Annotated in this window: 28 protein-coding genes and 1 pseudogene; 21 read left to right on the plus strand and 8 right to left on the minus strand. The window is 61.1% G+C overall.

The window, feature by feature from the left end; all coding sequences use genetic code 11:
- Positions 1 to 75: 75 nt before the first annotated feature.
- The 8 genes from RR42_RS34035 (at position 76) to RR42_RS34070 (ending at position 7,795) form a co-directional block, all read left to right on the plus strand.
- The gene (locus RR42_RS34035) at positions 76 to 1,158 is read left to right on the plus strand and encodes an alkene reductase (protein ID WP_043356470.1); all 1,083 of its coding nucleotides are present in this window, start codon (positions 76 to 78) and stop codon (positions 1,156 to 1,158) included.
- A 53-nt stretch (positions 1,159 to 1,211) separates the two neighbouring features.
- Positions 1,212 to 2,000: an SDR family NAD(P)-dependent oxidoreductase gene (locus RR42_RS34040; RefSeq protein WP_043356471.1), complete on the plus strand. Its 789-nt coding sequence runs from the start codon at positions 1,212 to 1,214 to the stop codon at positions 1,998 to 2,000.
- A gap of 81 nt (positions 2,001 to 2,081) precedes the next feature.
- Positions 2,082 to 2,927, plus strand: coding sequence for an alpha/beta fold hydrolase (locus RR42_RS34045; RefSeq protein ID WP_043356472.1), 846 nt, complete (start codon positions 2,082 to 2,084; stop codon positions 2,925 to 2,927).
- A gap of 54 nt (positions 2,928 to 2,981) precedes the next feature.
- Positions 2,982 to 3,380, plus strand: coding sequence for a hypothetical protein (locus RR42_RS34050; RefSeq protein WP_043356474.1), 399 nt, complete (start codon positions 2,982 to 2,984; stop codon positions 3,378 to 3,380).
- Positions 3,381 to 3,388: 8 nt separating this feature from the next.
- Entirely contained in the window at positions 3,389 to 4,639 is a 1,251-nt protein-coding gene (locus RR42_RS34055; RefSeq protein ID WP_043356477.1) for an NADH:flavin oxidoreductase/NADH oxidase family protein, read from the plus strand.
- A 135-nt stretch (positions 4,640 to 4,774) separates the two neighbouring features.
- Positions 4,775 to 5,638, plus strand: coding sequence for an alpha/beta fold hydrolase (locus RR42_RS34060; RefSeq protein ID WP_043358404.1), 864 nt, complete (start codon positions 4,775 to 4,777; stop codon positions 5,636 to 5,638).
- 49 nt (positions 5,639 to 5,687) lie between these two features.
- Positions 5,688 to 6,737, plus strand: a complete 1,050-nt coding sequence (locus RR42_RS34065; RefSeq protein ID WP_236702112.1) for a quinone oxidoreductase family protein — start codon at positions 5,688 to 5,690, stop codon at positions 6,735 to 6,737.
- A 56-nt stretch (positions 6,738 to 6,793) separates the two neighbouring features.
- Positions 6,794 to 7,795, plus strand: coding sequence for an NADP-dependent oxidoreductase (locus tag RR42_RS34070; protein ID WP_043356482.1), 1,002 nt, complete (start codon positions 6,794 to 6,796; stop codon positions 7,793 to 7,795).
- Positions 7,796 to 8,088: 293 nt separating this feature from the next.
- Here the strand turns inward: RR42_RS34070 and RR42_RS34075 are convergent, their stop codons facing one another.
- The gene (locus RR42_RS34075) at positions 8,089 to 8,469 is read right to left on the minus strand and encodes a tautomerase family protein (protein WP_043356484.1); all 381 of its coding nucleotides are present in this window, start codon (positions 8,467 to 8,469) and stop codon (positions 8,089 to 8,091) included.
- A gap of 83 nt (positions 8,470 to 8,552) precedes the next feature.
- Here RR42_RS34075 and RR42_RS34080 point away from each other — a divergent pair, with 83 nt between their 5' ends.
- Positions 8,553 to 9,410: a LysR family transcriptional regulator gene (locus RR42_RS34080; protein WP_043356487.1), complete on the plus strand. Its 858-nt coding sequence runs from the start codon at positions 8,553 to 8,555 to the stop codon at positions 9,408 to 9,410.
- Between the two features lie 192 nt (positions 9,411 to 9,602).
- On the opposite strand, the gene yfcF is transcribed toward RR42_RS34080, so the two are convergent.
- Positions 9,603 to 10,235, minus strand: coding sequence for a glutathione transferase (gene yfcF / locus RR42_RS34085; protein WP_043358406.1), 633 nt, complete (start codon positions 10,233 to 10,235; stop codon positions 9,603 to 9,605).
- A 334-nt stretch (positions 10,236 to 10,569) separates the two neighbouring features.
- Positions 10,570 to 11,079 (minus strand): lipocalin-like domain-containing protein, encoded by a 510-nt coding sequence (locus RR42_RS34090; protein WP_052495155.1) that lies wholly within the window; start codon positions 11,077 to 11,079, stop codon positions 10,570 to 10,572.
- Between the two features lie 319 nt (positions 11,080 to 11,398).
- Between RR42_RS34090 and RR42_RS40610 the strand changes: the two genes are divergently transcribed.
- The 5 genes from RR42_RS40610 (at position 11,399) to RR42_RS34110 (ending at position 17,027) form a co-directional block, all read left to right on the plus strand.
- The gene (locus RR42_RS40610) at positions 11,399 to 11,569 is read left to right on the plus strand and encodes a hypothetical protein (RefSeq protein ID WP_158408336.1); all 171 of its coding nucleotides are present in this window, start codon (positions 11,399 to 11,401) and stop codon (positions 11,567 to 11,569) included.
- 403 nt (positions 11,570 to 11,972) lie between these two features.
- Positions 11,973 to 12,677, plus strand: coding sequence for a glycoside hydrolase family 25 protein (locus tag RR42_RS34095; protein ID WP_043356490.1), 705 nt, complete (start codon positions 11,973 to 11,975; stop codon positions 12,675 to 12,677).
- Positions 12,678 to 12,710: 33 nt separating this feature from the next.
- Entirely contained in the window at positions 12,711 to 14,264 is a 1,554-nt protein-coding gene (locus RR42_RS34100; RefSeq protein WP_043356491.1) for a hypothetical protein, read from the plus strand.
- Between the two features lie 209 nt (positions 14,265 to 14,473).
- Complete coding sequence (locus RR42_RS34105; protein ID WP_043356493.1) at positions 14,474 to 15,457, plus strand: MBL fold metallo-hydrolase; 984 nt, start codon at positions 14,474 to 14,476, stop codon at positions 15,455 to 15,457.
- A gap of 211 nt (positions 15,458 to 15,668) precedes the next feature.
- Complete coding sequence (locus RR42_RS34110) at positions 15,669 to 17,027, plus strand: serine hydrolase domain-containing protein (protein ID WP_043356495.1); 1,359 nt, start codon at positions 15,669 to 15,671, stop codon at positions 17,025 to 17,027.
- Positions 17,028 to 17,192: 165 nt separating this feature from the next.
- Here RR42_RS34110 and RR42_RS34115 read toward each other — a convergent pair whose 3' ends face one another.
- From RR42_RS34115 to RR42_RS34125, 3 genes are read right to left on the minus strand one after another with little or no spacing between them, the layout of a single operon-like run.
- Positions 17,193 to 17,381, minus strand: coding sequence for a hypothetical protein (locus RR42_RS34115; RefSeq protein WP_144410026.1), 189 nt, complete (start codon positions 17,379 to 17,381; stop codon positions 17,193 to 17,195).
- A gap of 36 nt (positions 17,382 to 17,417) precedes the next feature.
- On the minus strand, positions 17,418 to 17,840 hold the full coding sequence (locus tag RR42_RS34120) for a GlcG/HbpS family heme-binding protein (protein ID WP_043356499.1): 423 nt from the start codon (positions 17,838 to 17,840) through the stop codon (positions 17,418 to 17,420).
- Between the two features lie 24 nt (positions 17,841 to 17,864).
- Entirely contained in the window at positions 17,865 to 18,878 is a 1,014-nt protein-coding gene (locus tag RR42_RS34125; RefSeq protein ID WP_043356501.1) for a zinc-binding alcohol dehydrogenase family protein, read from the minus strand.
- Positions 18,879 to 18,973: 95 nt separating this feature from the next.
- Between RR42_RS34125 and RR42_RS34130 the strand changes: the two genes are divergently transcribed.
- On the plus strand, positions 18,974 to 19,903 hold the full coding sequence (locus RR42_RS34130) for a LysR family transcriptional regulator (RefSeq protein WP_043358409.1): 930 nt from the start codon (positions 18,974 to 18,976) through the stop codon (positions 19,901 to 19,903).
- Between the two features lie 142 nt (positions 19,904 to 20,045).
- A complete protein-coding gene (locus tag RR42_RS34135) occupies positions 20,046 to 20,423 on the plus strand; it encodes a RidA family protein (RefSeq protein ID WP_043356503.1) in 378 nt (125 codons plus the stop codon).
- A gap of 342 nt (positions 20,424 to 20,765) precedes the next feature.
- Here RR42_RS34135 and RR42_RS34140 read toward each other — a convergent pair whose 3' ends face one another.
- Positions 20,766 to 20,981 carry a hypothetical protein gene (locus tag RR42_RS34140; protein WP_043356505.1) on the minus strand — a complete coding sequence of 72 codons (216 nt, stop codon included), beginning with the start codon at positions 20,979 to 20,981 and terminating at the stop codon, positions 20,766 to 20,768.
- A 315-nt stretch (positions 20,982 to 21,296) separates the two neighbouring features.
- Here RR42_RS34140 and RR42_RS39185 point away from each other — a divergent pair.
- Both RR42_RS39185 and RR42_RS34145 read left to right on the plus strand, forming a co-directional pair.
- A pseudogene (locus tag RR42_RS39185) lies at positions 21,297 to 21,440 on the plus strand (IS256 family transposase); the annotation flags it as partial.
- Positions 21,441 to 21,637: 197 nt separating this feature from the next.
- Positions 21,638 to 22,147 (plus strand): DUF1993 domain-containing protein, encoded by a 510-nt coding sequence (locus RR42_RS34145; protein WP_043356507.1) that lies wholly within the window; start codon positions 21,638 to 21,640, stop codon positions 22,145 to 22,147.
- 232 nt (positions 22,148 to 22,379) lie between these two features.
- Here the strand turns inward: RR42_RS34145 and RR42_RS34150 are convergent, their stop codons facing one another.
- Positions 22,380 to 22,847, minus strand: coding sequence for a cupin domain-containing protein (locus RR42_RS34150; RefSeq protein ID WP_043356510.1), 468 nt, complete (start codon positions 22,845 to 22,847; stop codon positions 22,380 to 22,382).
- A gap of 554 nt (positions 22,848 to 23,401) precedes the next feature.
- On the opposite strand from RR42_RS34150, the gene RR42_RS34160 reads away from it, so the two are divergent.
- The 3 genes from RR42_RS34160 to RR42_RS34170 all read left to right on the plus strand — a co-directional run bounded on the left by RR42_RS34160 (position 23,402) and on the right by RR42_RS34170 (position 26,704).
- Positions 23,402 to 24,367 carry a LysR family transcriptional regulator gene (locus RR42_RS34160; RefSeq protein WP_082055207.1) on the plus strand — a complete coding sequence of 322 codons (966 nt, stop codon included), beginning with the start codon at positions 23,402 to 23,404 and terminating at the stop codon, positions 24,365 to 24,367.
- A 134-nt stretch (positions 24,368 to 24,501) separates the two neighbouring features.
- On the plus strand, positions 24,502 to 25,470 hold the full coding sequence (locus RR42_RS34165; RefSeq protein WP_043356515.1) for a Bug family tripartite tricarboxylate transporter substrate binding protein: 969 nt from the start codon (positions 24,502 to 24,504) through the stop codon (positions 25,468 to 25,470).
- 10 nt (positions 25,471 to 25,480) lie between these two features.
- Complete coding sequence (locus RR42_RS34170; RefSeq protein WP_052495156.1) at positions 25,481 to 26,704, plus strand: CaiB/BaiF CoA transferase family protein; 1,224 nt, start codon at positions 25,481 to 25,483, stop codon at positions 26,702 to 26,704.
- The last annotated feature ends 24 nt before the right edge of the window (positions 26,705 to 26,728 follow it).

Consider the following 26,728-nt stretch of genomic DNA (forward strand, 5'->3'; position numbering starts at 1 on the left):
ATCATCAAAACCTTGACACATTAGATTACGGTCGTCATCATTGATCCCGTTCCCAACCCCTGAAGCTGACGCAACATGATCGACAAGACACTTTTCGAGCCCTACGCCCTTGGCCGCCTGAGGCTTGCCAATCGCTTTGTCATGGCGCCGCTGACCCGCAATCGCGCAGGCGCGGGGCTAGTGCCCAGCGAACTGGCTGCGACCTACTACGCCCAGCGCGCTTCAGCTGGCCTCATCATCACGGAGGCCACTCAGGTGTCGGCCCAGGCTCAGGGCTATCAGGACACGCCGGGCCTATACACGCCCGAGCAAATTGCTGGCTGGCGCAAGGTCACTGAGGCCGTGCACGCCAAGGGCGGGCACATCTTCGCGCAACTCTGGCACGTCGGACGCGTTTCGCACGTCGATGTCCAGCCTGGCGGCGCTGCGCCGGTCGCGCCTTCGGCGATCCGCGCGGAGACAAAAACCTTCGTCAACAACGGATTTGTCGATGTATCCCAGCCACGTGCGCTGGCGCTCGCCGAATTGCCGGGCATCGTGAACGATTTCCGCCAGGCTGCGGCCAACGCTATTGCGGCCGGCTTCGACGGCGTCGAAATCCACGGGGCCAACGGCTATCTGCTGGAGCAGTTCATCAAGGACGGGGCCAACCAGCGCACTGACGCCTACGGCGGCTCGATCGAGAACCGTGCGCGCCTGTTGCTGGAAGTCGTCGCGGCAGTGGTGGAAGAAATTGGTGCCGATCGCACCGGCGTGCGCATTTCTCCTGTGTCACCGGCAAACGGCATCTCGAGCAGCGACCCTCAGCCGCAATACGACTACATCGCCGGGCAGCTCAGCGCGCAGGGCATCGTCTACCTGCACGTGGTCGAGGGCGCGACCGGCGGCCCGCGCGACGTCGCACCGTTTGACTACGACGCGCTGCGGCAGCGGTTCACGCAAACCTACCTGGCCAACAACGGCTACGACCTGGAACTCGCCACCGCCAGGCTCAACGAGGGCAACGCAGACCTGTTCGCCTTCGGTCGTGCCTTCATCAGCAATCCCGATCTGGTCGAACGCCTAAAGACCGGCGCCCCGCTGGCCCAGCCCGATTTCGCCACGCTCTATGGTGGCGGTGCCGCGGGCTACACCGATTACCCAACCATCACCGCTTGAGGCGCGCGCTGCTTGCTCCCGCGTCCAAACCGCCTTTGCAAAGGAAATTACTCATGACAACGCTTCCGACTGTTCTCGTCACCGGAGCCTCCTCCGGCATCGGCGCCATCTACGCCGAACGTTTCGCCCGCCGCGGCCACGACCTCGTGCTCGTTGCACGCGACAAGGCCCGCCTCGATACGCTGGCCGCGCGCCTGCGTGAAGAAAGCGGAGTTGCCGTCGAAGTGCTGCAGGCTGACCTGACCCAGCCTGGGGACCTGGCCGCGGTCGAGACTCGCCTGCGCGACGACGCTCGCATAGGCATCCTGATCAATAACGCCGGGATGGCTCAGTCGGGCGGCTTCCTGCAGCAGACCGCTGAGGGCATCGAACGACTGATCACGCTCAACACCACGGCGCTGACGCGGCTCGCGGCCGCGGTCGCTCCGCGCTTTGTCCAGTCGGGTACCGGCGCGATCGTCAACATCGGCTCGGTGGTGGGTTTCGCGCCCGAGTTCGGCATGTCGATCTACGGCGCCACCAAGGCCTTCGTGCTGTTCCTGTCGCAGGGATTGAACCTGGAGTTGTCGCCTAAGGGCATCTACGTACAGGCGGTGCTTCCGGCGGCGACCCGCACGGAGATCTGGGGACGCGCCGGCATCGACGTCAATACGCTTAGCGAGGTGATGGAAGTCGGTGAACTGGTTGATGCGGCGCTGGTCGGCTTTGATCGCCGCGAACTCGTCACCATTCCGCCGCTGCACGTGGCCGGGCGCTGGGACGCACTGGATGGCGCGCGCCAGGGGCTCCTGTCGGACATTCGACAAGCGCACGCGGCCGATCGCTATCGGCCGGAAGGCTGACCACTGCGGCTTCGGTCTTACCCGAAAGCCAGCAATGCCTTATCGACCGACACCCCGGCTCAGCCCTCAGCAGGTAACCCGATGACTGACACGCATATCACCACGCCTACGCGCTTCGCGGATGTCGACGGTACGCGATTCGCCTACCGCCGCTGGGGTAACACCGAATCCTCGCAGCCGCCTTTACTGCTTCTGCAGCACTTTCGTGGCGGCATGGACCATTGGGACCCGTTGATGACGGACGGCCTTGCCGAAGGCCGCGAAGTCATCCTCTACAACGGTCGCGGCATTGCTTCGTCCGGCGGCCGGCCGCGCACCCGCATTGAGGACATGGCTGATGACGCGGCGGCCTTCGTTCGCACGTTGGGCTTGAAGCAGATCGATGTTCTGGGCTTTTCGCTGGGCGGTTTTCAGGCGCTGGATCTCACCTGGCGCCATCCCAAACTGGTTCGCAAACTGATGCTGCTGGGCACTGGCCCGCGCGGTGGCGACCCCGACATGGAGCCGCGGGTGCTGGGCACGGCAGTCAATCCCGTCCCCGTATTCGAAGACTTTCTCTACCTGTTCTTCGGCCGGTCGCCACATGCCGAGCAGGCCGCGAGGGAGTTCTGGGAACGGCGCCATCAACGCGCCGACCAGGACCCCCCGTCATCCCCCGAGGTCGCCCAAGCGCAGATCGAGGCCAACATGCTGTATCTGCCAAGGCTCTCGGAAGATGATCCGTTCGCCTATCTGCGTGGCATCCAGCAGCCCACTTTCATTCTCAACGGCGTTAACGACGTGATGATCCCGACGGTCAACTCGTTCTACATGGCCCGCAACCTGCCGAACGCCCAGTTGTTCATCTACGAGGACTCGGGCCACGCTGCGCAGTTCCAGTACCCGCAGCGCTTTCTTTGCCATGTGGGGCGGTTCCTGAACGAGTGACGGTAACGCCACTCATCGCCCGAATTCACGATCCAGTATCCAGAGGCCCTCGCCATGCTCAAGTTCAAGTTCCTGCTGTGGATGTTCAACCAGCTCCTGAAACGACAGATCAGGAACAACCCCGACTGTGCGAAGTACGTCGGGGGCAAGGCGCTGGTGTTTCAGATCCGGACGGTATCCGGTGGCGGTCGCTACTTCGTCATTCGCGATGGCGCCATCCGATCCTTTGCGGGAGTGACGAACACCCCCCAGTTCACGCTCACTTTCAGAGATGCGGTCAAAGGCTTCGCGATTCTCTCGGCCAGGGAAAGCCAGGCGGCGTTCCTCAGGGGCTTGGGCAACAAGGATCTGGTCATTAGCGGCGACTTTCGCGAAGTGATGTGGTTTCAGGGCCTGACGGCATTCCTGCAGCCCCCGAAAGTCGTTTCGCCTTACGACCGCACCGCGTTCTGAGCTGCCCCATGAAACCAGATCTGCTGAATCAGCCGTTGCGCCTGCCCAATGGCTGTGTGCTGCGCAACCGGCTCGCCAAGGCGGCCATGAGCGAGACGCTGGGCACCTACGACAATCGTCCGACTTTGGACCTGGTGCAGTTGTACCGGCGCTGGGCCGCATCGGGGCTTGGACTGATCGTGACGGGCAACGTAATGATCGACCGCCGCGCCCTGGGCGAGCCCGGCAATGTGGTGATCGAGGACGAGACTGATTTGACTGCCCTTCGAGAGTGGGCGCGAGCGGTGACCGGGCAAGGGGCGGCCATCTGGGCGCAGCTTAATCATCCGGGCAAGCAATCGACAAAGGGTTTGAACGCGTTCAACCTCGCGCCGTCGGCCGTTCCCTTCCGCGAAGACATGGCAGCCTTCTTCGAGACGCCGCGCGAAGCCACCACGTCGGAAATCCGCGACATCGTCGAGCGCTTTGGCCGCAGCGCGGCGATCTGCAGAAAGGCCGGATTCAGCGGCGTGCAGATTCACGGGGCGCACGGCTATCTGGTCAGTCAGTTCCTGTCTCCGCATCACAACCGTCGCGAAGACGAATGGGGCGGAACCCCCGAAAAGCGTCGGCGCTTCGTACTGGCCGTCTATGCGGAAATCCGCCGGCAAGTCGGCCCGGACTTCCCTGTGGGAATCAAGCTCAATTCGGCCGACTTCCAGCGCGGTGGTTTGACTGAAGAAGAATCGATCGAGACGATCCGTGCGTTGACCACTGCGGGCATCGACCTGATCGAGATTTCTGGCGGTACCTACGAGGCGCCTGCCATGAGCGGGGCAATGCGAGAACCGAAGAAGGAATCCACTGTGGCCCGCGAAGCCTACTTTCTTGAATTTGCCGAGAAGGTGCGGGCCGCCGTAAAGGTGCCGCTGATGGTGACCGGAGGGTTCCGCACGGCGGCGGGCATTAACGCTGCCCTGTGCTCCGGCGCGTTGGATGTAGTGGGCCTGGCGCGGCTGCTAGCGATCGATCCTGACGCGCCTGCCGCCCTGTTGCACGGACGCGATAGCCTGCGGCAGGTGCGCCCGATCAGTACCGGCCTCAAGGCCGTCGATCGCATGGGAATCATGGAGGTGCTGTGGTACACGCGCCAGCTGAAGCGCATCGCAATGGGTAGAGAGCCGCGCCCCGACGAGAGCGGACTGGCAGCGTTCGTGAAATCTGCTCTGCGCAGCGGCTGGGGCACCTTTCGCACGCGGCGTCTGCGGGCGCAAAGTTGAGTGCCGAAGGCTGGCAATCAGATTCTCAACTGTTGAGCGCCATATGAAACGATCCACAACGGGATCCAGCGATGTCACTCACGGCAGCACCCTCCTGGACGTCAACGCATGAAGGCCGAACCCAAGGAAGCGATGATGAACAGTTTCAGCCCAACTAGCCAGTCGGCCACGTCCTATGTCGACGCACAGAACAATCAGGTCAGGGCGGACGGAACCACCTTCGCTTATCGCGAGCTGGGCCCGCTCGGCGGCATCCCGCTGGTCCTGCTGAACCACTGGGGCGCCGTGCTGGACAACTTCGACCCGCGTATCGTCGATGGCCTCGCCCGGACGCATCGGGTTATTGCGATCGACTACCGGGGAATCGGTTCGTCCGGCGGCATCGCGCCCGTGACCGTGGGCGAGATGGCGCGCGACACCATCGCGCTGATCCGCGCGATGGGCTTCGATCAGGTCGATCTGCTCGGCTTTTCGCTCGGCGGCTTCGTGGCGCAGGACGTGGCGCTAAAGGCGCCGGACCTGGTGCGCAGGCTTATCCTCACAGGTACGGGGCCCGCAGGCGGCCAGGGCATCGATCGCGTGGGGGCCAAGTCCTGGCCACTGATGCTCAAGGGCCTGGTGACGATGCGCGATCCCAAGACCTATCTGTTCTTCCCCCCCACCGCCAACGGCCGGCAGGCAGCAAAGGCATTCCTGAAGAGGCTCAAGGAACGCAAGGCGGGGCGCGACAAGGGGCCGACACCCCGCGCGTTGCTTCGCCAACTCAAGGCGATCAAGGCCTGGGGCCAGCAGGCGCCGCAGGACCTCACCCGCCTGCACATGCCAGTCCTGATCGCTAATGGGGACAATGACATCATGGTACCCACCGCATTGAGCCATGACATGGCCCGCTGCATTCCCAACGCGCAGCTCGTCATTTACCAGGACGCCGGGCACGGAGGCATCTTTCAGTATCACACCGACTTCGTGATCAAAGCACTGGAATTTCTGGCGCAATGAATCCTTCGCGGTCAGCGACCGGTGAAGTCCCCATGAAGCTCAGCAGAACATGAATCTTGAACAGGTCTTGTCGAAGACAGGCCTGGACATACTTCACCCAAATCTGGAGAAACAGATGAAAGCAGTCCGGTTTCACAAGACAGGCGGACCCGAAATGTTGGTCTATGAGGAGGTGCTCGATCCGAAAATCGCCGACGACGAGGTTCTCATCCGCGTGGAAGCAGCTGGGGTGAACTTTGCCGACGTCATGCGTCGGCGCGGCGACGACTATCCTGAGCCGTCCCCGACGCCCTTCACGCTGGGTGCCGAAGTGGCCGGCACGGTCGTCGCCGTCGGGAAGGCCGTGACTTCGCTCCCTGTCGGCACGCCGGTGCTGGCGGCGCCAGGAGCAGGCGGCTATGCACAGTACGTCCGCGTGCCCGCCGCCATCGTGATGCCGCTGCCGCCCGGGCTCGACTCGGTACGCGCTTCGGCGCTGGTTGCCCATGGCCTCACCGCCGCTCTGGTCCTGCGCAAGGCCGCTCGACTGGCGCCGGGCGAAACGGTGCTGGTGGAGGCTGCGGCAGGTGGAGTGGGCTCGTTCGCAGTGCAACTTGCCAGGCTGTACGGCGCCGGCAAGGTCATCGCTGCCGCCAGCAGCCCTGCAAAGCGGGCTCTGGCCGAGCGCCTGGGGGCGGATTCGTCGGTGGACTACACCGCGCCCGACTGGGCCGAGCAAGTGCGCGCGCTGACCGACGGCAAGGGTGTAGACGTGATCCTGGAGACGGCCGGTGGCGACAACCTCGCCGAAGCGTTCAAGGCATTGGCTCCATTTGGACGCCTGATTTTCATCGGCCAGTCCAGCGGCAAGAGCAGCCTGATCGACCCGTGGAAGCTGACCGTCCCCAACCACACCGTCACCAGTTTTTACGTCGGCGCCTACCTGGCTTTCCCCGATCTGATCCAGGCGACGTTGACCGAACTCATCGGACTGGTTTTGTCGGGCAAAGTAACTCTGCAAACGGAGACGGTGTTGCCGCTCTCGCAGGCCGCCGAAGCACATCGCCTCCTCGAAGGGCGCAGCACGACCGGTAAGGTCGTGCTGCAGCCATGGGCGTGAGTTGGATTTCGTCCGAACTCTGCCCATAACTTACCCAACAATGAATTTGAAACATCATGAAAGCGCTCACCTTCAAACGCTATGGCAAGTCACCCGAGATCGGGTTCGCCGAAGTGCCTCGCCCCACGCTAAAGCCTGATGAACTGTTAGTCCAGGTCCACGCGGCGGGATTGAACCCGATCGATAACATGATTCCGGCGGGAACGTTCAAGCCCGTGCTCAAGTTCGAATTGCCGGCCACGCTGGGCAGCGATATTGCTGGTGTGGTGACTGAGGTCGGCAGCCGCGTGACGCGTTTCAAGCCGGGCGATGCAGTCTTTGCCAGCCTCTTCGATCTTGGTAGAGGCTCAATCGCCGAATTCGCGGCGGTGCCGGAGAGCGCCGCCGCGTCAAAGCCGAGCAATCTCGACTTTGTGCAAGCCGCGGCCGTTCCGATGGTCGGGCTCACCTCCTGGCAGGCGTTGAAGGAGCGCGCCAACCTTCGCGCTGGCCAGAAGGTGTTCATCCCTGCCGGGTCAGGCGGCATTGGCACGTTTGCGATCCAGCTGGCGAAGTACTTCGGCGCCAGGGTGGGAACGACTACCAGTACGGGCAACGTCCAACTGGCAACCAGTCTGGGCGCAGACGAGGTTGTCGACTATAAGAAGCAGGAATTTGAGGAAGTGCTGAGCGACTACGACGTTGTGCTTGGCACCATCAGGGGCGATGCGATTGAGAAATCCATCGGCATCCTCAAACCGGGGAGCAAGATTGTGTCTCTCATCGGGCCGCTGGACGCGGCGTTCGCCCGTTCGCGCAGGCTGAACGTTATTCTGAGGGTGGTATTCGGGCTGATGAGCCGCAAGATCATGCGGCTTGCGAAAAAGCGGGATGTAACCTATTCATTTCTTTTCGTGCGCCCCGATGGAGCCCAACTCGCCGAAATTGGCGAACTGCTTAAGTCAGAGCGCATCCGTCCGGTGATTGACCAGGTGTTTCCGTTTGAACAAGCAAAGGAAGCGCTTCAATACCTGGCGCGGGGACGCGCCAAGGGCAAGGTCGTCGTGAGGATCAAGTGAGCTGCCAAACGGTCGACTATCGTGCAGGATTTTGCCTTAGCGTTTGAAGAGAGGGGACGATTGGCTCAAGGCTCGCAGAGAAGCGGATGGCGGCTTAGGAGGGCCGAGCCGACGCCCGAGTGTCTGAACGAAAACGAGAGCGAATGACGCTTGTTGCCCGGGATCGGTCGAATACCCGCCGCCAAAGCGTGGTCGTCTCTGACCGACCCACGAGGGTCACTCGCGCCTCCGAATAGGGGCCGCTCATTCGACGCCGGTGGCCACTGGAATGTCAACCTCCCGAGTCCAGGTGCTCAAGCATATTGCGCGAGGCCGTTGCCGCGGGACCAGTTCTCTTTCTCAACCTCCACAAGGCTCACGAACACATCCTCTGGTCGGATACCGGGGCTTTCGCCGAGCAGTTCCGCAGTCCGCCCAAACAGCATCTTCTTCTGTTCTACAGTGCGGGTGTTATTCGCAGTGATCTGGATAAACACGAGCTCATCGCTACGAGCGACGCCAAGGTAAGACGCCCCATAGCGGAAGTCCGCGCCTTCATGCTGAGTAATAGTCATGAACTGATCGTCCTCGGGAACGTTGAATGTTTCACGCATCGCGCGGTAGACGCTGTCGAAGATTGCCTGTCTATGGGCTTGGGTCTTTCCGGTGCGCAGTGAGATGTGAACGAGTGGCATTGTGGGTTCTCCCCTTGTTGTGTCGCTTCATACTAATCATTCTGTTACGCTATGCATGTTTATTTCAATGATAACCATCTGAAATGACTGCTCACTCTCTCGACTTGGACTGCGTGAAAGCTTTCATCCGCATCGCAGAGCTTGGAAGCTTTACGCGGGCTGCCGAAGCAATGCAGACGACGCAGGCCGCAATCAGCCTGAAGTTGAAGCGGCTTGAAGATAGGCTTGATTCTCGACTCATCGAGCGGACGCCCCGGTACGTTGAGCTCTCGGCGAGGGGGGCAACGTTCCTTGAGCATGCGCGCGAACTTCTGGCGGCCCATGACCGCGCTCTGGCCGCTTTTTCCAGCTCCCGGCAGCGTATTACCGTTGGCATCAGTGATCATGTCGCGGGACCAGAACTGCCCGCATTGATTGCACGCATGAACGCGCAAGACCCCGAGTTGTTAGTCGAAATCCGGATCGGATCGTCCGGTGATCTTCTTCAAAGCTTCGACCGGCGGGAACTCGACACGGTAATCGTTCGCCTGAATGTAGGTCGGAGCGACGGAGAACTTATTGCCGAAGAAAAACTTGGCTGGTTCGCAGCGCCTGGCTGGCAGCATCGAGCAGACGAACCTCTGCCGCTTGCCACACTCGCGGAGCCATGTGGTGTGCGTGCGCTGGCCGGAAGCCTTCTCGACGCAGCGCAAGTCCCCTGGAGAGAGGTCTTTGTCGGAGGCGGCGTGGCAGCCGTCGCAGCGGCTGTCATGGCGGGATTAGGAGTCGCCGCACTGGCTCCGAGGATGCTGCCATTTGGTGCCATTGATATAGGATCGAAACTCGGCCTTCCGGAGTTGCCGCGTCTGCCCGTCCTGCTTCATACAAGGAGCAAGGATGGCCGAACGCATGACGCGCTTGCTGCGCTTGCAGCAGCCTTCCGGAGCGCAGTACGCGCGTAGCCGACGCCATTCCCGCCTGCCGAGATCGTCATTCCGTGCCAAATTGCCGACAAGGTGGGCGGACAAGCCGGCCGACCGAACTTGGCCGACTGCGGCCCGACGTGGGCGCCAGCACCCGCCCAACCGTGTGTCCTAAGTCAAAACGCCAGCATGCACAGGAGCAAAGAAGCCCCTGCGGCAAGTTCGCGGGTTTCACAGCGGGGGACGATTCAGGGCGACCCAACGCTGAACTGACGGCCTTTGCCACTGACGCGCAGCGTAGTCAGCCAACCTTCCCGGCACCGCATCACCATTGAGGACGAGCCGGTTCAGCATTAGAGCAAGGTCAACGTCTGCGATGCACCACTCGCCAAAGAGGTCCGGTGAGTGGTCGGTAAGCAGCACCTCGCAAGCGGAAAACAGTTTTCCTGCAGCCGTACGTGCCGCAGCAGATAGGGGCTCCGCGTGTGCGCCGTAAAATACCACCTCAGTGGAGCGCTCCTGCCGGATGGGCATGAGATCGCTTCGCAGCCACGCTTGGACTTGACGTGCCCGAGCGCGGCTGATCGCATCTTTTGGGTATAACGAGGTACCCGGAAAAACCTCGTCGAGATATTCAGTTATCGCTGACGACTCGGACAAAGCGAAACTGCCGTGAATCAGCGTAGGTACACGCTGCGTGAGTGAGCTCTGCGCATACCCGGGTTCGCGGTTCGCGTTGTTGGCCAGGTCGATGGTTACAAGCTCAAACGACAATCCCTTCTCGTGAAGGGCCACGAAGGCCGACATCGCATATGGACTTGCGAATTGAGCGTCGGCGTAGAGACGCAGATTCGTTGAAGGCAACGTGGGCTCCTGTTTGCTTATGCAACGAAAACGATTGTCAACGATCCAGGCGTCGATGTCGACCGACCGCACTTGGCGGTAGGCGACGGCTCGGGTCGCATCGACCCGTTGAATCCACGCCCCCTTGCCGTCATTGAGCCCCACGAAAGCCGGACGTTGGAAGTAACAGTTAGCCGGGCGCCCGGTCGAACGCCGGGTTAGCGTCAACTTAGTACCTATGTTCCCGACCGGCCACTTGGCTTGCAGGTACCGATGCAACTCGCGAAGCGGGTCTGCTCAAATGGAGTCGGTTATCCCGAGGCGGCGGCAAGTACTCGGCTTGTGCGCGCCAAAGTCAATTGGCCCGCTTTAGCACAACCTCTCCCGTGCCGCCTCCGGACGCTGCAGGAGTGGTCCACCTGAGCTCATCTCCCGAGAGGACAAACGGCCTGCGCTGCTCGACCCCATTCCAGTTCGGGAACGTGCTCGTATCTATGTGAAAGGTGATCGTTTTGTCTGCGTTTATGACGTACGTGCCAAAGTGCGCGATCGAACCTTGCACTACGGCGCGATATTCCTCCGCACTGCCCTTCATTCGATCGTTGGATACATACTTTGGCAAGTCGCCGCGCGAATTCACCAGCGCGTAGTGACCATGACCGTCAAAGATCACAAGACCGTGTGGATTGGGCCCGTACATTGGTGTGCGGCTGCCATCCGGGCGGACAGTGTCGACCGAGACATACGTCCATGCGCCGGCCAATTGCTGGTCCAATGCCTGTTGGCCGAACGCAACGCCCGATTGCAGCGTGAGTCCCAGAAGCACCCATCGCGGAACGATGGTGAGGATGTGGATATGATTCATGGACCTCCTCCTATTACGAGCTAGCAAAGCCGCCTGTACGCAAATATAGAATGTAAACAAGGCAGAAAGGGCCAATCGCTCCTGCTCGAATGCCCGGCACGCGTTCTCCTCGCGCGCGCAAGCGTGCCCGTGTGACAACCGCAGCCACTCGATAAGTACCGGTCAATGGCAGCTATTGGGCGTGGATTCAACCGGTCGATGCAACACTGGACGCCGCGTGAGCAGTGGAGGTGTTGCAAATGAAACAGAGGCGCAGGATCTACTACACCGAGACTCAAAAGGCACTAATGTGGGAGCGGTGGCGCAAAGGTGACACGCTGTGCGCGGCGGCAACGTCTTTCTGAACGCCGGCGTCAATGCTCTCCAGAATGGCAGTGGCCTGTTGTTTGCCAGCCCGAACATCATCACTGCACCGGTGACGCAGATCGACCTCTCTACCCACACCATGCGCAGCATGGTCGGCGGCATCGCGGGTGCGGCGCAAGTCTGACGGTCACCATCGCCGTAGCGAGGCCTGACCGTGCGCCCGACCCGCCGGAAATACCGCCAGCCATGCCGCATTTTGTGGCGTGCGCCGTTGGCGGGGTATCTCCGACACTAGCGGACCCTTCAAAGGTAGCCCGTGTCAACGCCCGTTTTTACCCATCCCTTAACTCAGGATTCAATTTTTTGCAGCACGAGATCATCCACTTGGCTGAGATGCTCCGCCCGAGCGTTGCCTATTCTTCAGATTAGTCCGCAAGGTTTCCGGCACGGCCCGGAAACCGATGGCGGCGGTCGCCGATGTGTGTTCTGGTCCGACGGAGACCTCGCGGCACTTTCACGGTCCAGCCGCGCGCCGTCCGCCGATTGCTGCGCCGTGACCCAATGGCCTTTGGAAATGGGAGGGTGCGATGCCAGACGTCCTAGCCGGAACCATCGATGTCATCATCGACATCAACCATGACAACCACTTCGATGCCGTCAAGGCAAAGAACGCTGGGGTCAGGGCAGTTATCCACAAGGCCAGCGAGGGGGCGACCTTCCAGGATCCTACTTACAGAAAGCGGCGGGATGAGGCACTGTCTGCAGGACTGCTGTGGGGCGCATACCACTTCTCCAGCTCCCGGGACGCTATCGCGCAGGCGGACAATTTCCTGGCCGCCACGCTGTGGGGCGACCCGGCGGTAGATAATTCCATGACGCTCTTCTGCCTCGATTTCGAACCCAGTTCAAGCGGACCGGATATGACGCTAGATCAGGCCCACGAGTTCGTCGCCAGGGTGAAGGAAAAGACCGGACGCTGGCCCATGGTCTATGGCGGCAACATGCTCCGCGACGCCGTGCAGGCACATGGTGCGGACCCCATCCTCAAGAATTGCCCGCTCTGGTATGCCCGGTACCGAAGCCAGCCTGTTGGCATCCCGACGGACACCTGGCCGCACTTTATCCTCTGGCAATACACCGACGGCAAGTCTGGGCCGTTACCCCATGCGTTTGTGGGGATGGATCCCAGCGATCGGGATTGCTATGCCGGAACCGAAGCGCAACTGAAGGCGGCATGGCCGTTTGCTGACTATTTCAAGACAGCGCCAAGGTCGACCGACCAGAATGCCTAGGTGCCAGGAGCCTCCACACCTAGCCCAGGACAGATGAAAACCGACGCCGCCAGTGCGGCACAACCCTTCGCGATGCATATCCTGCAATGGCTTTCCATAGCCTTGCTGCTAGGGGGGCTTTGTGCATGCGCGCCGAACAGCGCGTATCGCACCCATCGTGTTGACCTCAACAAGGATGCAAGCTGTCAGCGTGCAAGCGCCGATATGCACGACGACCCGCGGCAAGGGTGCGGCAGCGTGACACCGGAAAGTGTGCGAGGGCTCTATGAATTGCATTTCGTCGAGTTCGACGACCAGGGCTGGCTGTTTCCGAATACGCCCGCTTCCGCAGACGCACTGGCGACCAACCCCTCGGATCAGATCGATAGCCTGATGGATCGGCTGACGTCCCTCCTTGCCAAAGGCGAGGACCTGAGCATCGTTGTTTTTGTTCACGGTTGGAAGCACAACGCACAGGCCGACGACGCTAATGTGCGGGAATTCCGTGCTTTGCTCGAAGCCGCAGGCGCCGAGGAACGTGACCGGGCCGGACCGGGTGGCACACCGAGAAAGGTCGTGGGCGTTTATGTGGCCTGGCGAGGGAAGTCGTGGACGGTGCCCGATCCGCTGCTGAGTCTTACTTTCTGGGCGCGCAAGGAGGCCGCGCGGCGCGTCTCGATCGGATCGTCGCGCGAGCTGTTTGCACGACTGCGATCCCTCCGAACTCACTACAACGAAGCGCAGTCGGCCGGCGCGCTCCAGACGGGCGCAGCTTCCGAGAAAGCGGGCGCGCGTCCGCGCATCCGCACGCTGATGATAGGTCATAGCTTTGGTGGTCTGATCCTTTATGCCGCCATGTCCGGATCGCTGATCGAGTCGCTGGCCGCGCAGCGAGATCTGGCCGGAACGGGCAAGGGAACGGAACTGGCGGAAAGACCGGCGGACATGATCTTGCTGATCAATCCGGCCTTCGAGGCATCGCGCTACGAGGCGCTCTATCGCGTGTCGCTCAGGTATCGGCCGACACGGTTCCAGCCGCCGCTGCTGGTGTCCGTCACGTCGATCAAGGACTGGGCAACTGGAATCGCATTTCCGATTGGCCGGTCGGTCAATACGCTCTTCGAGCGCGAGACCACCGGTGAACAGGGTACGGCCATGAAGAAGACCCCGGGCCACATCGATCATTATCTGACGCACCGGCTCTACGCTCACGCGCCCGGCGAGGCGCCGGGCAGGGACAACGCCAAGCCTGGCGACGGCGCCCGTTGTGCAGGATGGAGGTCAGAGGCGGAGCTCAAAGATTTGCACGGCGAGGAACTGGGCGAGGCAGTGCGTCAGAACAAGAAACTCGAGGCAGAAGACGCTGCTGAGTTCTTTCGCCAGAATCTCACCCCAGGCTATCTGCTTAAGCCAAACTGGGCACGTACCTTCTGCGGCGGCAGCTTTCTGACGACGGTGGGTGGCACTGATGGGGTCGCAGCGGCGAACGCAGTGATCTGGAACGTAGAGGTGGACGGCGATGTCATCAAGAACCACGACGACGTAATGAATCCTGTGTTTCTCGCGTTCATGCGGCAGCTATATGGGGATGTCTCCACGCATCCCTGATCGCCGCTGGACCGCCGCCGAACATCAAGGTGCAACGGTCATCTAGCCAGCCTTGCCAACCGGCGCGTGATCGGCCAACCGAGACATTCGATCCTGTGCGGCGAAGCCCAGCCGCGCCCGTCAGCCTCAACGATCCACGCCGCTAGATGTTGCGTTCTTTTCGTCGGTCGATTTTGACGCTGACGAATGGCCTTTGGGAGAGATGAAAAATGCGAATCTATCGGTTGTTGCTCGCTAGCATCGTTGCCTTGGGTGCTCTCCCTCCAGGGCAGGCGAACGGTGAGGTAACGGAAACGCGAACCGGCACGCACCTCATCACGCTCGGTACGCGCGGCGGGCCAATTCCCGCCAAAGACCGGGCGCAATCATCGAATCTGCTGATCGTCGACGGGACGTATTATCTTGTAGACGCTGGCGATGGCGTGCTGCGCCGGTTGACGCAGGCAGGGGTCAATTTCCGCCAGATTGGAAAGGTATTCATCACGCACGGCCACGATGACCACACTGCGGGGTTGGGCACACTCATGTCAGTGGCGTGGGATTTTCAGCGCCACGATCCAATCGCCGTCTACGGTCCGCCCGGGACCGCGACGCTGGTAAAAGGCGCCATTCAATATTTTACGGTGAATGCGGAAATCCGCTGGGCCGAAGGCAGGCGCACACCGCTTGCCGATGTCTTCGTCGGCCATGATGTTGTGCCAGGGCCGATTTACCAGGATAAGAACATCCAGGTAACTGCTGTCGAGAACACGCACTTCCATATCCCGGAGGGCAGCCCATACTATGGCAAGTACAAATCCTATTCCTATCGCTTCCAGACACCCGACCGCGTAGTTGTCTTCACTGGCGACACGGGTCCCAGCGACGCGGTGACTGAGCTAGCAAGGAATGCCGATATCCTCGTGTCGGAGGTCGGCTCCAGCGAAGACGTGAAGCAGGTGTTGGTCAAGAACGGTACTTGGCAAGGAATGACAGCGGAACAACAAACCGCATTCATGCGGCATGAAGTTGAGGAGCATCTGACGCCGGATGAGGTCGGGAGAATGGCGGCACGCGCTCATGTCAGGACGGTGGTATTAAGTCACCTATTGCCGACGGTCAACGAGCATGACGATTACCTGCGCTATGTGACCGAGGTTAAGAAATTCTTCTCCGGACAAGTGGTCGTTGCCAAGGACCTGATGGAGTTTTGACCCTCATCCGGCCAACACTAGGCTTCGATACACCGGCTGAACGATTCCACCAAACCGTTGCATCGACCGGTTGAATCCGCAGGACTGAGCGGATGCCTGTGCAGCGGGGGGGGGGGATTCCTACCAGTTATGACTTGATGCCCCTCAGCGTCTTGTGAGGTTGGATCCTGGCTTTCATACTCCTGAGCACACTTTGCACAGGGAAGAAAGAATGGACACCGCACCTCGCCACCGCGCTCGTTGGCTGCCCAAATACTGGGCAGCGGCCACGATGGCGCTCCTCACCATGACGGGCGGAGTCGCGGCACAGTCGCTGGGGCGCGACCAAGCTAACGATCCGAAGGGGGATGGCGTCATGCAAGGCTTCCCACCGCCTCAAGCCATGCGCGTGAACAAGACCAACGCATTTGAGCGTCCGTATATGCGCTGGGCCTTCCGTCATGCCCGGGAGACCTCGCCGACGGCGGGAATTCGGCACGCTCCGACTCCAATGAATCTCCCAGAACAGCCTGTGGGGAATCTCGACGACGTGCAATTTAGCGTGGAAGGTCGGCCAGTCAAATTGGCCGACTACCTTCGGGACACCCACACCGACGGCTTCATCGTGCTGCACAAAGGACGAATCGTTCTTGAGCGCTACCTGGATGGCTTCGGACCTGCGCAGCCGCACATCTGGGCTTCAATGACCAAATCGGTCACGGGCCTGATGGCGGCCATGCTGATCGTCGAAGGCAGACTCGACCCCGAAGCAAGGCTGGCCACCTACGTGCCCGAGTTGACCGGCAATCCGTTCGGCGATGCCACGCTAGAGAAAAACCTCGACATGGAAGTGGCTGTCGCTTACGCGCCGGCCCTTCCACCCGACCTTGGGTTGTTCGGTGCGGTTGGAATTATCCCGCGCCGCGCCGGCACGCCAGACAACATCTACGATTTTCTCAAGACAGTCTCGGCCGACACGAGGGCTGTCACGGCGGACTACTGGTTCTATCAGAACGGATCACCGGAAGCGGTCGCCTGGGCAATGCGCCGGATCTCTGGCAAATCCTGGGCGGAACTGGCTCAGGAACGGATCTGGTCAAAGCTGGCCCAGGACGACGCTTACATCCAGGTCGATTCGCTCGGAACAGAGATGGCAAGCGGCGGTCTGAGCACGACGCTGCGCGATGCGGCCCGTTTTGCTGATGCAGTCCGGCGCGCTCATGCCGGCGACGCCAGCGCAGGCATATCTGTTCAAGCTGTCCGTGTTGCACTGCGGCCGCGCGAGAACCAGGCGGGGTTCGCCACGGGCCGGCTCGCGGCTGGCAAGCCTGGCTACGCCTACGGTGACTACTGGTACCAGGTCAACGATGGCGACGGCTCGGTCGAGGCCGGCGGCCGTTTCGGGCAGAAGATCTACATCAATCCGAGAAAGGAATTGACTGTGGTGAAATTTTCTTCGAGCCCTGATGCGGCACCTCGCAACCCTACCGCGGATACAGGAGGGAATGTAGCAGCACACAGTCGACCGCTGGAATCGTCAACGGCCTTCATCGCAGCAATCCAAGCGGTCTACGCGGCTATACCGCGCTAAACCCGACCGAGCCTCGGTCATTGGGGTCATGAGGGACGAAAGGCCGAAACCGGCCGACTGCCGCCCGACGTGGGCGGCAGCACCCGACCCTGTGCGGTCTGTCGTTCGCAGAAAATTGACCGGCCGGGTTGAGCATTCAACCGGCCGCCCAGTCCAGTCCAGAACTCAGATCGAGCGCCCGCGCCAAAAACCGGCACGGGTTTCCGGCCTGATCGGAAATTTGACGAGCAAGCCATAGCTGGCCGCATCAAGGTCTTTGGATGCCGCTGCCGTCGGCTGGGCGTGAGCGGCGGAAAAATGGCCGAAGGTCGCCATCACGGCGAGGGACAGAGCGTAGCGCAGTGATTTCTTCATCTGATGATCCATGCAAAGTGGCGGGCTTGGACCTCATTACAGAAAACCTACGTTACGCAATGCCTCCTCGGCGGCCTCATGGTCCTGGGCAGAGGTGCCCCCGGATATACCGATGCCACCCACCAGACGCCCTTCGTGAAAGAGCGGTACGCCGCCGCCTACTGGCGTCAGGCGCGGATGGTGCGCCAGCGGGGCAACGGCGGGTTCGGCCATGTATTGATTCCATTGGTGCGTGGCCATGCCGAACGATGCTGCCGTCCATGCCTTGTTGATGGCGACGTCAACGGTCAGGAAAGGAGCGGCGTCCGCGCGCTCGAAAGCGCGCAGGTGGCCTCCTGCATCGGTAATGGCAATGGTCGCGGCGAAACCGCGCGCTGCACAGGCGCGACGCGCCTCCGCCAGCAAGGTTTGCGCGGCTTCCAGGCTGATCGTTGCCGTGGTGACGATGGGTGATGTCATGGGTAGGTTCCTTGTCAGAATGGTTCAGGGATTAGCGACTACGACTTTGCCGATCATGTTGCCGGCTTCGACCAGCGCGTGCGCCTCGATCAAGCTCGCAGCGTTGATGCCATCAATTCGCTGGGTCAGGGTGTGCTTGATGTCTCCGCGATCGACCAGTTCGGCCACGCGCCGCAGCAAGGCATGTTGTCGGGCGATGGTGTCGGTGGTGAACATGGCGCGGGTGAACATCAGTTCCCAGTGAATCGAAATGGATTTCCCCTTGAACGGTCCGATGTCCAGATCCACCGGGTCGTCGATGAGGGCGAATTGCCCCTCGGGGCGTAGCACAGCGGCGATCTGCGGCACGTGGATGGCGCTCTGGTTCAAGCCGGCCACATGGGTGACGTGTTCGATGCCGAGCGCTGCCAATTGAGGCGCCCAGGGTTGATGGTGATCGATGACGTGGTGCGCGCCATGCGCCAACACCCATTCACGGGTGTCCGGCCGCGAAGCCGTGCCGATAACGGTCATCCCCGTCAGCGTGCGCGCCAGTTGGGTGAGGATGGAGCCAACGCCACCAGCAGCTCCGGTGATCAGCAGTACGTTGTTGTCGGTCGGGTCGGCTGCCTGAACACGTAGACGGTCAAACAGCAATTCCCAGGCAGTGATCGCTGTCAGCGGCAGCGATGCGGCTTGCGCGAAATCCAGCGATGCCGGCATGGGACCGACGATGCGTTCGTCCACGGCATGCAGTTCGCTGTTGCTGCCAGGCCGCGTAATGTCGCCGGCATACCAGACTCGGTCACCTGGCTTGAAGCGCGTGGCCAACGGTCCGGTAGCGCGGACGATTCCCGCTGCGTCCCAGCCGGCGATACGCGCGTGTCCCTCCGGAATGTCTCCGCCCCGCCGGATTTTGGTATCGACCGGGTTGACGGACACCGCTTTGACTTCCACCAGCAGGTCGTGGTCACGAAGTTCAGGCGTCGGCAACTCGATGTCTTGTAGCGCCTGCGGATGGCTGATGGGGTGGTTCTGATAGAAGCCGATGGCTTTCATACAAGTGATCTCCAGGGAATGAATGCCATGCTATCTTTCCGCAATATGCAGATAAACAAGCGAAACGCCAAAACACTTTCGGCATTCCAATGAAAATCATCCGACTCGATGACGTGCAAATCTTCGTGCACACGGCCGACGCTGGCAGCTTCTCGGAGGCGGCGCGCCAACTGAACATCGCGCCGGGGCAGGCAAGTGCGTCCGTGCAGCGGCTCGAAAAGGCGCTGGGCGCTCGCCTGTTCACACGCTCCACGCGCAGCATGCAACTATCTGAGGCTGGGGAGCGCTACCTGCCGCATGCGCGGATCATGGTTGGCGCGCGGGAGCAAGGCGAACAGGCTCTGGCTGGCGGTCGGGAAGCACTATCCGGTCCGCTGCGGCTATCTGCTCCGTCCGATTTCGGGAGAAATCTGCTACTGCCGTGGCTCGACGTTTTTCAGCACCGGCACCCCGGGTTATCGTTGCACCTGAAATTGAGCGACCGGGCGGCCGATCTCATCCGCCAGCCGCTGGATTTCGCCGTGCGCTACGGGGCGCTGCCGGATTCATCTCTTCTGGCCATGAAATTGCTCGACAATAACCGACGTGCGTTGTGTGCTGCACCGTCGTACATCGAACTACATGGCACACCGGCCAAAGTTGATGACCTGCGGCGGCACAACTGCCTTCGGTATATCTGGAGCGAGCAGATCCATGAACGCTGGCGCTTTACCCTACCCGGCGGCGACCGCACCGTGGCAGTCACAGGGAATCGCGTCAGCGACGATGCCGATGCGGTGCGTCGCTGGGCGATAGCTGGCGAAGGCCTGATCTATAAATCACGGCTGGATCTCGTCAACGATCTGAAGACCGGACGATTGGTAGAGATATTTCCGCAGGATTATGGCGAGCCAGCGCCACTGCATTTGATTTGCGCTCACCGTGCGCAACTGACGCCCGCAATTAAAGCGCTGAGTGCCTTCCTACGGGAACGCTGCATCGCCCTGCTCACAAGCTACTCCACGGAAGGCTCGCCATCCGAGTAACACAGTGCCCACTGACTCATGCTGAATCCTGATCGGCCAGTCGACCGAACTGCGCCGACCGACCGCACCTGGCCGGCAAGAGACGGCCAACGGGCGGTACCATGGCATATGATTGGTTGGACTCTTCACAAAGGTGCCAAACATGACGATTGATTGCTTCGCAGAGAGCAATCCGGCAACACGAACTCTACCGCGCTCGCTGGCGACGAAGGCCGGTGACTTTGTGTTTGTATCCGGTCAAGTGGCAAGGGCGGAAGACGGTACTCTTGTCGTCGGTGGGATAGAAGTACAAACACGCCAGACCTTGCACAACGTAGCCAGCGTACTTGCACTGGCAGGGTGTACGCTCGACGATGTCGTGAAGACAACGGTGTGGCTTGAAGACCCGCGCGACTTTGATGAATTCAATCGCATTTACGGCGAGTTCTTTCAGGGTGGCAAGCCGGCACGTTCGACATTACAGGGCAAGAACATGGCCGGCACCAAGATTGAAGTCGAGGCCGTCGCCTATAAGCCATGACTTCGTGTCCATGGCAATTCGCCGGATTCGTTTGATCACTGCCCTTCTTGGTGAGCATCCAGGACGACAGCCGCGACGTAACTGCCTGCGCATGTATAGGTAGCGCCAATTCCACCCCTCCGCACAAGCGAGGCATGTCGTCGCCGTCACAGAGCTCATGCGAGCAGGCCATCGCCGCTCGCATACGGATATCCCTTCTCAGTTCGCCAAAAAGCTACGCTAGCAGCATTTTTGGGTACCGCTAGCGGAATTAGCGATCTTCTACAGCGTCAGGCCGGCAGTGCAATGGCGCCCATGGGTCATGGACCACGGGCGCCGGTCGCCTTGCGACTGAGGGGCCGATCAGGCCGGGATCGGGGTGAAAGGCGAATCGTAGCCAACGTTGCTCTTGGAAGGATCCGTGGTGCGGATGTTGATACCGTCGTCATAGATGACAGTCGGCTCCTTGTAGTCGGGCACCATGAGGACCTTTCTGAAGATGCCTCCGTAGATTTTTGCCAGAGCGGCGGATTCGAGGGTATCGACCTTGGACAGATCGTGGATGAGGATGGCGGACATGTTCTTCTCCTTGTCGAGAGGTGCGGGCTCCGTGATTGGGTCGCGATACATCTCAGCAGCAAACATGCCAGGCGTAGACAGCACCTTTTGAGGCTGCGGCAATCAGTTTGGTTGGTTCTAGATAGACGTTTGCATCGATATGTGTTGGCAATGCTCCAACTTCCCAGGACAGAGGGGCGGCGCTTCAGAGGAACTGGGTTCCTTCCCGATGTCGCAGCCGAGATTGCTTCGCGGAGGCGCGCCGACGCTCGGGCCGCTTGGGGGGGTGTCAGGATTTTTGTGTTTAGGGCATAACATGTCACCAAGGAGCATGTCATGCCACGCAAAACGAAGACGAGCCTTGCCGCAGCCCGGGAGCTGCCGGCCATTCCCGAGGAACTGATCGCCCATTTTGTGAAGGGTCCGATGACCGCCGGGGCGGTGCAGGATGCCTCCATGGCGTTCAAGAAAGCGCTTATCCGCGACCTACGACGGTCGCGTGGCGTCCAGGCACGATTGCGGCGATTCGCGCCGGTCGTGCCGGGATTCCCTGGGCAAGTAGTGACAGGCGCTTCTTCATCTCATTCATTTAGTCAGTACAATCACGCGTCCAAACATTAAAACAGGCCGGTGCGGCATCTTCCGCGCGGCATTCAACGTCGACTGAAAGAGTGATCATGACCATTTCCATCTACAGCGCCTCCGTCCCCGTTTTCAAGCAAATGCTGGCGGCATTGTCCGAGGTACTCACGAAGGCCGAAGCACACGCCACCGAAAAGAGCATCGACCCGAACGCGCTGCTGCAAGCGCGCCTGTTCCCGGACATGTTCCCGCTGGTGCGCCAGGTGCAGATCGCCGCCGATTTCGCTAAGGGCATCACCTCGCGCCTGGCCGGTGTGGAAGTGCCTTCGTGGGCCGACACTGAGGTCACGTTTGCCGACCTGCAAGCGCTGATCTCTAAGACCCTAGCCTACATTGGCGCATTCGACGCCGCGCAATTCGACGGGAGCGAACACAGGGAGATCGTCCTGCGTCCCGGCACGCCGAAAGAGAAGCGGCTGGTCGGCAACGCCTATCTGCAAAACTACGGACTGCCGCAGTTTTTCTTCCATATCACGACCGCCTACGCAATCCTGCGCCACAACGGAGTTGATATCGGCAAGCGCGACTACATGGGCGTGTACTGATCGTTGGGGCACGCGCCAATCGGACCACCGGTCGGCAGCGGGTGTTGAACGACGTCCACGAAAGATCGGATGCCTTTGCGTGGCTGGGCGAAGCCGCCGTTCGAATGGCCACGTGAAAGCTCGTGCCACCGACCGTAGTTGGCCGTGAGGAGACGGCTGGAGGGAGCAGAAAGACGATAACAACCTGGCCTTTTGGGCGAGCCAGAGTATCTGCCCTCTGGCCGTTGAGGTTTCAGGGCAGCAGGTGGGTATCGCCGGCAGCCTGCGGCGGTAACTTGATTGCCAGTGCCTTGAAATCGCCGCTGGTTGCGATCGAACCCGCGTGCGCGACACCCTTCGGAATGACGATCAGGTCACCGGGGCCGACCTCGCGCTGTTCACTGCCCAGCCAGAATATTCCCTTTCCTGAAATGACATACTGGATCTCGTCGGCGCTGGTGTGGTAGTGCTTTGGAACGTTGCCCGATTGCACCGCAACGGTCCCGTGTGGCGTCGCCACCAGCCCTTTCGTACGCAGCGTGCCCATATTGGGTATCTGCGGCCCGATGTCTTCATTGGTCATGGCCGCCAGGTTGATGATCAGCGGCGCCAGCGTGGCGGGCGGGGTCTGCGCGTGGGCCAGCGGTACCCCCATGTGGGCCGCAAGGTAGCCGCAAGCAAAAGCGACCGGGACAGCGGAAAGAGCGGCAAAGCGATGCATATTTATCTCCCTTCGGTTGGCCTGCGATCATTGCGTCGCCACGACGCTTGATTCGTGCGATACGGCTGGATTGTCTCACCGCGATCCGCGCCCAGAATTGAGGGAAAACCCGAAAGCACTGAATCAATCGACTCGCGCAAAGGGGGCTGAAGCCCGAAGGAGATTCAACGGTGCCTTTGTCTTCGGGGGAACTCGTGTCCATTTTGGAAACGGGTGAGAATACTTGGCGGCTACGATCGCACAGGAAACCTGCTCTTTGATCGGCTGGTTGCTCCTGGCCGGCAAGCGTCCCACATCGGCCAGATCTGGCCGGCAGCACCCGACCCTTCTGCGGCGTTGCGAGTGCCGGAAGGCGAACGACCGCTACCGGAGTACAACCGCCGTCGCCTCGCTTACCGCGACCAGCAGGTCATCGGCCGAAGCGAACGTACGTCGGACCGAAAAAAGCTCGATAGCTGCAGGCCGTCGCGACGCTGGGGATTTTTCGTTCCTTCACCAAAATCCGCGTAGCTCCTTTCCTATAGCTACTATCATGTGGCCATCTCAATGTTGGCGTGGAGCCCGAAATTAAAGCAGGAAAAAAAGCTAACCCGACATCCGGTCTGGACCGGCTGGGCAATGTTGACTTCCATACTTTGTACGCGCTTGCCGCCCTGTTGCGAGGGCGCAGCGTATCGCAGGCGGCGGCCCAGATGGAGGTGTCGCAGCCGGCTATGAGTCGAACCCTCGATCGCCTGCGCGACGTCTTCCAGGATGCCCTGCTGGTGCGTGAAGGCAACCATATGCTGCTGACCTCGCACGGCAAGGAATTGCTGCCGATCGTGGAAAAACTGCTGGAAACCACGGCTCAGTTGGCGGGCGCCAACGCGCCCTTCGATGCCGCCACCCACGTGCGACACTTCTCGCTGGCCTGCAATGAGCATATTCAGCTCCTGCTGGCCCCGACCTTGCTGAGCGCACTGCGGTCCGCCGCCCCCTCCATCACGGCGCAGTTCAGTCCATTGCATCGGAGCGGCGCCGTCGATGCGTTGGCAAGCGGCGAACTCGATCTCTGCATTGGCTCGGCCTTTCCCTCCGCACCCGGGATCCGCTCTCGGCTCCTATATTCCGAGGCGTTCGTCTGTGTGATGCGCAAGCCGCGCAATACCGGAGGGAATGTACGGATCAGCCTGAAGGACTTCTGCAACCTGCCCCACCTGGACGTCTCGCCAACCGGCCTTACCCTGCTGGGTGAACTGATCGACCGGACCATCCGCAAGCAAGGTGGCTCGCGCCAGGTCGTGTACACCATTTCCAGCTTCATGGCGGCGCCGCAGATCGTCAGCGAGACCGACATGATCTGCGCCATCCCGGCAAGGACAGCCAGGCGACTGGCCTTGCCAGACAACGTTGTGGTAGCCGAACTTGCCTTCGAGGCGCCTGCCACGGATGTCTCGATGTTTTGGCACAACCTCACCCACCGCGACGCGGCCTGCGCTTGGCTGCGCACCGAGATCAGCCACGCACTCCCCGCGCAATAAAGGTTACAAGGTCATATCAGTAGTGGTATGGCTGATATATACCCGCCCCAATTGGTGCCGTGTCTGTGGCTGCCTATTCTGCAGCCATGCGAGCCAGACAGAGCTCGCCCTCGATAAGTTAGCGTGGAGACGAGATGAACAGACGTACCTCAATGCGCCTTGCCGGAGCGGTCACATTGCTCTTGCTGGCGCTGCCCTTCAGCGCGGGCGCCTACCCGGATAAGCCAATCCGACTGGTGGTATCGTTCCCGCCCGGCAGTGGTGCTGATACCACTGCGCGCTATGTCGCGCAGAAGCTCGGCGAGCGGCTGGGCAAGCCGGTTGTCGTGGAGAACCGGCCCGGTGCCAACAGCTTCATCGCAGCCGCGGCCGTGGCCAGCGCCGACGCCGACGGCCATACGATCTTCCTGGCCAGCAATTCACCGATGGCAACCAATGTTGCCATCTTCAAGCGCTTGCCATACAACCCCGTGAAGGACTTCGCACCGGTGGCCCGATTGACGCGTGGCGTGATGGCGGTGGTGGTGCCAGGCTCTTCGGGTGTGAAAACGATTGACGATCTGGCAGCACGCAGCCGAGCCCAGCCGGGCACGCTCAACTACGGCGCCGGTGCGGCCTCCTACCAGGTCGCCACCGAACTCTTTCTTCAACTTGCGGGTGGCCGCGCTACGCCGGTACCTTACAAGGGCGTGGCGCCGGCTTTGTCGGACCTGGCCGGCGGCCAGCTCGACTTTGCCTTTGTCGACCTCGGCGCCGTCGTTCCCTTTCTCCAGTCCGGCAAGGTCCGGACGCTGGCTGTGACCGGCGACCGGCGCTTCGAAGCTTTCCCCAAGGTGCCGACGCTGCAGGAGTCGGGCTTCCGGAACTACTACATGGTCAACTGGACCGGCGCTTTCGTTCCGGCTCGTACGCCGGCGTTGATCGTCGACCTGCTCGACAAGCAGTTGCAGGCGATCTACCGCTTGCCCGAAACAGCGATGAAGGTGCGGCAATCCTACGGCGAGCCGTTTGTTGGCGATGCCAACGAACTGAGGCGCTTCCAGCTTGAGGAAATCAGCCGCTGGGAGCAGGCAGCCCGGCAGGCCGGGATGCAGAAACAATGAGAGCCATATCATGACGACGAATCTGACCAAGAGCGTGACCGACCAACTTCCGGCTCGCCAGCTTCCCCTTGCCGGCCTTACCGTACTCGACCTGGGCCAGATCTATCAGGGTCCCTACTGCGGCTTCCTTCTGGCGATGGCCGGCGCCGACGTGATCAAGATCGAACCGCCACATGGCGAGCCGGTGCGCGCACGCCGCGAGTCGCTGTTGCCCCTGGCCATGCTTAATTCCAACAAGCGCGGCATCACGCTCAACTTCAAGACCGAGCAAGGCCGCAGCGTCTTTCGTGACCTGGTGGCCAAGGCGGACGTGGTGTTCGAGAACTTCATGCCGGGCGTGATGGAGCGCCTCGACCTCGGGGCCGAGGCGCTGCTGGAGATCCAGCCTCGCTTGATCTACGCGTCTGCCTCGGGCTACGGGACCAGTGGGCCGAATCGCGATCATCTTGCCATGGACCTGACCATTCAGGCCATGAGCGGGGCCATGCACGTGACCGGCTATCCCGACAGCCCCCCACTCAAGGCAGGGCCGGCCATCAGCGATTTCATGGGCGGTATCCACCTCTATGGGGCTATCGTCTCGGCCTTGTTCGAGCGCGAACGCAGCGGCCGCGGAAGGATTGTCGAGATCGCCATGCAGGACACGATGTATCCTGCTCTCGCCTCAAACCTGACGATGTATTACGAGGACCCGGAACGCAATCCGCGCACCGGAAACCGGCACGGGGCGCTCGCAATGTCGCCCTACAACACCTACTCGGCGACGGATGGCTACATCGCCATTATCTGCGTTACCGAAGGTCACTGGCCGGGGCTGTGCCAGGCGATGGGGCGCCCTGAGCTGGGCAGGCAGGAACGCTACGCGACACACGCCTCGCGTTGTGCGGTGATGAGCGAAGTGGACGAACTGGTTGCCTCCTGGACCCGCAACCTGACGCGCGCCGAGATCATGGCGGCCGGCCAGGCCCATCACTTTCCCTGCGCGCCAGTACGCACGCTCGATGAGGTTGTGCACGACCGTCATATGCACGAGCGCGGGATGCTGAACTATGTGACGCATCCCAAATTGGGCGAGGTGGTCCTGCCCAACAGTCCCTTGCGCTTTCACCAGTCCCCACCGTTGGCACTGAGGCCCAACCCGGACCTCGGCGAGCACAACGAGGCTGTACTGAGCGAGCTTCTCGGTCTGTCACGCGCGGCAATCGACACACTGCGCCAGCAAGGCGCGTTCTGAAGCAAGAACCGGCCCCCAGCCAAG

The organism is Cupriavidus basilensis, from assembly GCF_000832305.1.
GTDB lineage: Bacteria > Pseudomonadota > Gammaproteobacteria > Burkholderiales > Burkholderiaceae > Cupriavidus > Cupriavidus basilensis_F.